Below are 6,717 nucleotides of genomic sequence, written 5' to 3'. Positions count from 1 at the left end.
CGGTCTGTCAGTCGATGCATCTGTGACTGATGCGCCGCCTTCGCGAGCAAGCCCGCTCCCACATTTTCGATTGTATTTCGTCAGCTGAGTTTGTGCAGGTAGGCCGGTAAAGGTTGTTCAGGCAGCACCGACAGCACCTTCAAGCGCTGCAACATCCGCTGCCGGGCCCGTTGCAGGTGCTCGCGCAGGTTCAGGGCGGCGGCGTCGAAGGCGCCATGCAGCAACAGCTCAAGGATCAGCCGGTGCTCGGCCAGCATCGCCGGATCGGCACCGATGCCCAGCAGCCGGTAGAAAATCCGGCTGATGATCATCGGGCTCTGCCCCTGGCGGATCAGCGCGGCGATCTTGCGATTTTGCAGGCCGGCGAGGCAGTGCTGGTGCAGGTCTTCCTCGATCTGCTCGATCTCTTCCAGGCTGCAATGGGCGCTGTTTTGCGCATCGAGCACGCGCTGCAACATGGCGTGCAGCAGGTCGCGGTCGAGGTTCGGCGCGCTCTGGCGCAGGGCTTCGGGCTCCAGGCAGGCGCGCAGTTCGTAGTCTTCGGTGACTTCCCGGGCAGTCAGTGGCCCGGCCAGCCATTGGGAATAGGGTTCCTTTTCCACCAGGCCACGGTCCCGCAGGCGCATCAGCGCTTCACGCACCACCGCGCGGCTGACGTTGTAGTGCTCGGCGGCGGCCTGTTCATCGAGGCGATAATGCCCGAAGGCGATACAGGTCGAGAGCGCCGCGCCGATTTCCTCGACGATGCGCTCCCCCAGTGGCCGGGTGTCCACCAATTCATCTTCACCGTTGAGGCCCAGGTGCGCATGGCTCAGGGGCAGGCGCAGCGGCTCCATGTCCAGGCCGTCGGGGTTGATCAGGTAACCCCGGCCATCAAAGCGGCAGATCAGTCCTTCGTCATGCAACAGGTTCAGCGCCTTGCGCACCGGCACCCGGCTGGTGCCGAACAATTCGGCCAGCGGCGCTTCCAGCAACACCAGGCCATGGCGGGCGGTGCCGTGGGTGATGGCGTCGCGCAGAACCTGGTGAATCATCGCGTAACGGGAAGCCGAGGCTGACACTGCTTTCATCGGGCTCTCTGGAGCAAACGGGTCGGTGGCCGGGGATTCTCTCATAGTTGCGCCTGTCACTCTGCGCCACGTCGGTGGCACTTTTTTGGGGCCTTCAGAGGGTTGATGTTACTTTTCTGCACCAAAATGTATTTATTAATAAAAGATACATTATTTCATTCCAGGCGAGCCTTAAACTCCAGCCGATATTTCTTTTAATGCCTGAAACCCATCTAGCCCGTGGATCTGCTCCAAAGTGCCAGGTGTGGCAAACAAGCTGTCCACGAGACTGGCACGAAAGCTGCCTTTGTAAAATGTACATTTTATTAATATGTACATTTTTCAAAGGTCATTCCCATGTCAGACGCCACTTCAATGGCCGAGGATTTCGCCAGCGGTCGCAGCGATCCGGTGCGGGTCCTGGAACAGGCACTTGCCCACGCGAGCATGGCCCCCGGCGTGTTCATCTCCCTGACCGCCGAGCGCGCTCGCCGTGAGGCCGAAGCGTCGGCCGCCCGTTGGCGTGCCGGCCAGCCGTTGAGCGTGTTCGACGGGGTGCCACTGGCCTGGAAAGATCTGTTCGATGTGGCCGGCAGCATTACCACGGCGGGCGCGGCCTATCGCCGTAATGCGCCGGCCGCCTTGCTGGACGCGCCAAGTGTGGGCCTGTTGTGCCGCGCCGGAATGGTCAGCGTCGGCAAGACCAACCTCAGCGAACTGGCCTATTCCGGCCTGGGCCTGAACCCGCATTTCGGCACGCCGCACAACCCGGCCAGCGTCGATCAACCGCGGATTCCCGGCGGCTCGTCGTCGGGCTCGGCGGTCGCCGTGGCAGCCGGCATCGTGCCGATCGCCATGGGTACCGACACCGCCGGCTCCATCCGTATTCCGGCTGCGCTGAATGGCGTGGTCGGTTATCGCAGCAGTTGCCGGCGCTACAGCCGCGACGGCGTTTTTCCGCTGGCTCACACCCTCGACAGCCTCGGCCCGCTGACCCGCAGCGTGCGCGATGCACTGGCCATCGACGACCTGCTCAATGGTCGCGACCAGCGCCCACCACGCCCGCCCCGCAGCCTCAATGGCCAGCGGTTCTGGGTCGAGCAAAGTGTGCTGGAAGACGCACGGGTTGAACCTGCGGTGCGCGACAACCTGCAACGTTGTGTGGACCGATTGAAGGCAGACGGCGCGCTGATTGACGTGCGCCCCTCGAAGACCTTCCAGGCCACCCTCGACCTGATCCTGCACCAGGGCTGGCTCGGCGCCTTCGAAGCCTTCGCCCTCCACGAAGCCCTGCTCGACAGCCCTGATGCCGAGCAACTCGACCCCCGCGTTCGCCGTCGCCTTGAAGCGGCCCGCACACTGCCGGCCAGCCAACTGCTGGCGCTGTACGACGCCAGTCGCCGCCTGCAACAGCAGCTTGTCGACGAACTCGACGGCGCGATCCTCATCACCCCCACCGTGGCCCATGTGGCCCCGGCCCTGGCGCCGTTGGAAGTCGACTTTGAACTGTTCGTCAGCACCAACCTCGCCACCCTGCGCCTGACCATGCCCGGCAGCCTGCTGGACATGCCCGGCGTCAGCCTGCCCAGCGGCCGTGATGCCCTGGGCCTGCCCACCGGCCTGCTGCTCAGCGCCCCCAGCGGCGAAGACGCGCGCCTGCTTCGGGCCGCACTGTCGGTAGAAACCGCACTCACTTTTTAAGGAGACACATCATGGCTAAAGACATCCTCTGTGCATTTGGCGTCGACGTCGACGCGGTCGCTGGCTGGCTCGGTTCCTATGGCGGCGAAGATTCCCCGGACGACATTTCCCGCGGCCTGTTCGCCGGTGAAATCGGTGCGCCACGCCTGCTCAAATTGTTCGAGCGCTACGGCCTGCGCACCACCTGGTTTATTCCCGGCCACTCGATGGAAACCTTCCCCGAGCAGATGAAGGCGGTGGCCGACGCCGGTCACGAAATCGGTGTGCACGGCTACAGCCACGAAAACCCGATTGCGATGACGGCCGAGCAGGAAGAAATCGTCCTCGACAAGTCCATCGAGCTGATCACCCAGGTCACCGGCAAACGCCCCACCGGCTACGTCGCGCCATGGTGGGAATTCAGCAAGGTCACCAACGAACTGCTGCTGAAAAAAGGCATCAAGTACGACCACAGCCTGATGCACAACGACTTCCACCCGTACTACGTGCGCAAGGGCGACACCTGGACCAAGATCGACTACAGCCAGCACCCCGACACCTGGATGAAACCCCTGGTGCGCGGCGAAGAAACCGACCTGGTGGAGATCCCGGCCAACTGGTACCTAGACGACCTGCCGCCGATGATGTTCATCAAGAAAGCCCCCAACAGCCACGGCTTCGTCAACCCGCGTCACCTCGAAGAAATGTGGCGCGACCAGTTCGACTGGGTCTACCGCGAGCACGAACACGCGGTGTTCACCATGACCATCCACCCCGACGTGTCCGGCCGCCCGCAAGTGCTGCTGATGCTTGAGCGGCTGATCGAACACATCCAGAGCCATGCCGGCGTGCGCTTCGTCACCTTCGACGAAATCGCCGATGACTTTATCCGCCGCCAACCACGTACCTGACACCCGTACCTAAACCCTGGCCAACCTCCCGAGGCGCGATTCATGTCTATCTACAACAAGCTTGATCTGACTGGCTGGAAACCCCGGCAACTGACGCCCAAGGAGGTGCGTTTCGCCACCTGGATCGCGTTTTTCGCCTGGGTGTTTGCGGTGTATGACTTCATCCTTTTCGGCACCTTGCTGCCGGAAATCGGGCGGCACTTTAATTGGGGTGAAGTGGAGCAAGCGGAGATTGCGACATGGGTGGCGGTAGGCACCGCCGTGGTCGCGCTGGCCATCGGTCCGATCGTGGACAAACTGGGTCGGCGCAAAGGGATTATTTTCACCGTGGCCGGTTCGGCGATCTGCTCGGCGCTCACCGCCATTGGTGGTGCGTGGGGCAAGTCGTCGCTGATCCTGATCCGTTCGCTGGGCGGCCTGGGGTATGCCGAGGAAACCGTCAACGCGACTTACCTGAGCGAACTGTACGCTGCCTCGGATGATCCGAAACTGGCCAAGCGTCGCGGCTTTATCTACAGCCTGGTGCAGGGCGGCTGGCCGGTGGGCGCGTTGATCGCGGCGGGTTTGACCGCGCTGTTGCTGCCGGTGATTGGCTGGCAGGGGTGCTTCGTGTTTGCGGCGATCCCGGCGATTGTGATCGCGGTCATGGCGCGCAAGCTTAAGGAAAGCCCGCAGTTCCAGATTCACCAGCGTATCAGCGAGCTGCGTAAAAGCGGCGCGGTGAAAGAAGCGCAAAACGTCGCCGTGACCTACGGCGTGGACTATGACGAACACAGCAAGGCCGGCCTCAAGGCCGCATTCCGTGGCCCGGCCCGCCGCGCCACCCTGGTGATCGGTGCGGCGCTGCTGCTCAACTGGGCGGCGATCCAGGTGTTCAGCGTGCTGGGTACGTCGGTGATCATCAGCGTGCACCACATCTCGTTCGAGAACTCGCTGATTATCCTCGTGCTGTCGAACCTGGTGGGTTACTGCGGCTACCTCAGCCACGGCTGGATGGGCGACAAGATCGGCCGGCGCAATGTCATCGGCCTGGGCTGGATGCTCGGCGGGCTGTCGTTTGCCGGGATGCTGTTTGGCCCGAGCAACATGGCGATGGTGGTCGGGCTGTACAGCCTGGGCCTGTTCTTCCTGATCGGGCCGTACTCGGCGGCGCTGTTTTTCATCAGTGAAAGTTTCCCCACCAGCATCCGGGCTACCGGTGGCGCGATCATCCATGCCATGGGGCCGATTGGTGCGGTGGTCGCCGGGTTCGGCGCGACCCAGGTGTTGTCGGCCGGCAGTGACTGGCAGACCGCTGCGCTGTGGTTTGGCGCAGTGCCGTGCTTCCTCTCCGGTGCGTTGATGTTTGCCGCGCGCCACGTGCGTCCGGAAACCGTCCAGTAAGGAGTTGATTCGATGAGTCGTAAAGTTGCATTGATTACCGGTGCCGCCAGCGGCATCGGCCAGGCCCTCGCGGTGGCGTATGCCCGCAGCGGCGTGGCGGTGGTGGGTGGGTATTACCCGGCCGATCCCCATGACCCGCATCACACGGTTGCGCTGGTGGAAGAGGCGGGCGGTGAATGCCTGATGTTGCCGCTGGACGTGGGCGATACAACCTCGGTGGATAACCTGGCGGCGCAGGCGGTCCAGCACTTCGGTCGCCTCGATTACGCGGTGGCCAACGCCGGTTTGTTACGCCGTGCGCCACTGCTGGAGATGACAGACGCGCTGTGGAACGAGATGCTCAACGTCGACCTGACCGGGGTGATGCGCACCTTCCGGGCGGCGACCCGGCACATGCACGAAGGCGGCGCGCTGGTGGCGATTTCGTCGATTGCCGGTGGCGTGTATGGCTGGCAGGAGCACGCGCACTATGCGGCGGCCAAGGCCGGCGTGCCGGGGTTGTGTCGGTCGCTGGCGGTGGAATTGGCGCCGTTGGGGATTCGTTGCAACGCGGTGATTCCGGGGTTGATCGAAACGCCCCAGTCGCTGGACGCGAAGAACTCCCTCGGGCCGGAAGGGCTGGCGAAAGCGGCGCGGGCGATTCCGCTGGGCCGGGTCGGGCGGGCGGATGAAGTGGCGTCCCTGGTGCGGTTTTTGACCAGTGAGGAATCGAGCTACCTGACCGGGCAGAGCATTGTGATTGATGGTGGCTTGACCGTGCGCTGGCCGGACTAACCCCCAGTTTTAAGCCGGACTCGCTCCAAATGTGGGAGCGGGCTTGCTCGCGAATGCGGTGGATCAGTTCCGCATGTATTGGCTGGCACTCCGCTTTCGCGAGCAAGCCCGCTCCCACATTTTTGACCGCGTTCGCCGTTTGATTATTTCAGGAGTTCACCATGCCCCAACTCGCTAACCGCCGCGCCGTGATCACCGGTGCCGGCAGCGGCATCGGCGCCGCCATCGCCCGTGCCTACGCCGTCGAAGGCGCGCGTCTGTTGCTGGCCGACCGCGATGCCGCCACCCTCGCCGAAACCGCCATCACCTGCCGCAACCTCGGCGCCGAAGTCCTCGAATGCGTGGCCGATGTCGGCACCGTCGACGGCGCCCGGGCCAGCGTCGATGCCTGCGTCACCCACTACGGCGGCATCGACATCCTGGTCAACAACGCCGGCATGCTGACCCAGGCCCGTTGCGTCGACCTGACCCTGGACATGTGGAACGACATGCTGCGCGTCGATCTCACCAGCGTGTTCGTCGCCAGCCAGCGCGCCTTGCCTCACATGATTGGCCAGCGCTGGGGCCGGATCATCAACGTCGCCTCGCAACTGGGGATCAAGGGCGGCGCCGAGTTGACGCACTATGCGGCGGCCAAGGCCGGGGTGATCGGCTTCACTAAATCCCTGGCCCTGGAAGTGGCCAAGGACAACGTACTGGTCAACGCCATTGCACCCGGGCCCATCGAAACGCCATTGGTAGGCGGCATCAGCGACACCTGGAAACGCGCCAAGGCCGCCGAGTTACCCCTGGGTCGTTTCGGCCTGGCGGACGAAGTCGCGCCGACTGCCGTGCTGCTGGCCAGCGAGCCGGGCGGCAATCTGTTCGTCGGCCAGACCCTTGGCCCGAACTCCGGCGACGTCATGCCATGAGCGGGTACT

General features: G+C 63.7%; 6 protein-coding genes. 5 read left to right on the top strand and 1 reads right to left on the bottom strand.

The genetic code is table 11. From position 1 onward, the window contains the following. Nucleotides 1-80: 80 nt before the first annotated feature. Nucleotides 81-1,070: a GntR family transcriptional regulator gene (locus tag HX869_RS20160; protein ID WP_003210410.1), complete on the bottom strand. Its 990-nt coding sequence runs from the start codon at nt 1,068-1,070 to the stop codon at nt 81-83. A 336-nt stretch (nt 1,071-1,406) separates the two neighbouring features. Between HX869_RS20160 and HX869_RS20155 the strand changes: the two genes are divergently transcribed. From HX869_RS20155 to HX869_RS20135, 5 genes are all read left to right on the top strand, one after another. Further along, nucleotides 1,407-2,750, top strand: coding sequence for an amidase (locus HX869_RS20155; protein ID WP_178903563.1), 1,344 nt, complete (start codon nt 1,407-1,409; stop codon nt 2,748-2,750). A gap of 11 nt (nt 2,751-2,761) precedes the next feature. Beyond that, nucleotides 2,762-3,640, top strand: a complete 879-nt coding sequence (locus tag HX869_RS20150; protein WP_003210406.1) for a polysaccharide deacetylase — start codon at nt 2,762-2,764, stop codon at nt 3,638-3,640. A 42-nt stretch (nt 3,641-3,682) separates the two neighbouring features. Next, nucleotides 3,683-5,023: an MFS transporter gene (locus HX869_RS20145; protein ID WP_178903562.1), complete on the top strand. Its 1,341-nt coding sequence runs from the start codon at nt 3,683-3,685 to the stop codon at nt 5,021-5,023. Between the two features lie 12 nt (nt 5,024-5,035). Next, nucleotides 5,036-5,797 carry an SDR family NAD(P)-dependent oxidoreductase gene (locus tag HX869_RS20140; RefSeq protein ID WP_177051608.1) on the top strand — a complete coding sequence of 254 codons (762 nt, stop codon included), beginning with the start codon at nt 5,036-5,038 and terminating at the stop codon, nt 5,795-5,797. A 161-nt stretch (nt 5,798-5,958) separates the two neighbouring features. Next, nucleotides 5,959-6,708, top strand: coding sequence for an SDR family NAD(P)-dependent oxidoreductase (locus HX869_RS20135; RefSeq protein ID WP_178903561.1), 750 nt, complete (start codon nt 5,959-5,961; stop codon nt 6,706-6,708). Nucleotides 6,709-6,717 lie beyond the last annotated feature (9 nt).

The sequence above is a fragment of the Pseudomonas sp. P7779 genome (assembly GCF_013386315.1).
In the GTDB taxonomy this organism is placed as follows: Bacteria; Pseudomonadota; Gammaproteobacteria; order Pseudomonadales; family Pseudomonadaceae; genus Aquipseudomonas.
This window is presented reverse-complemented; position numbering and strand designations above follow the sequence as displayed.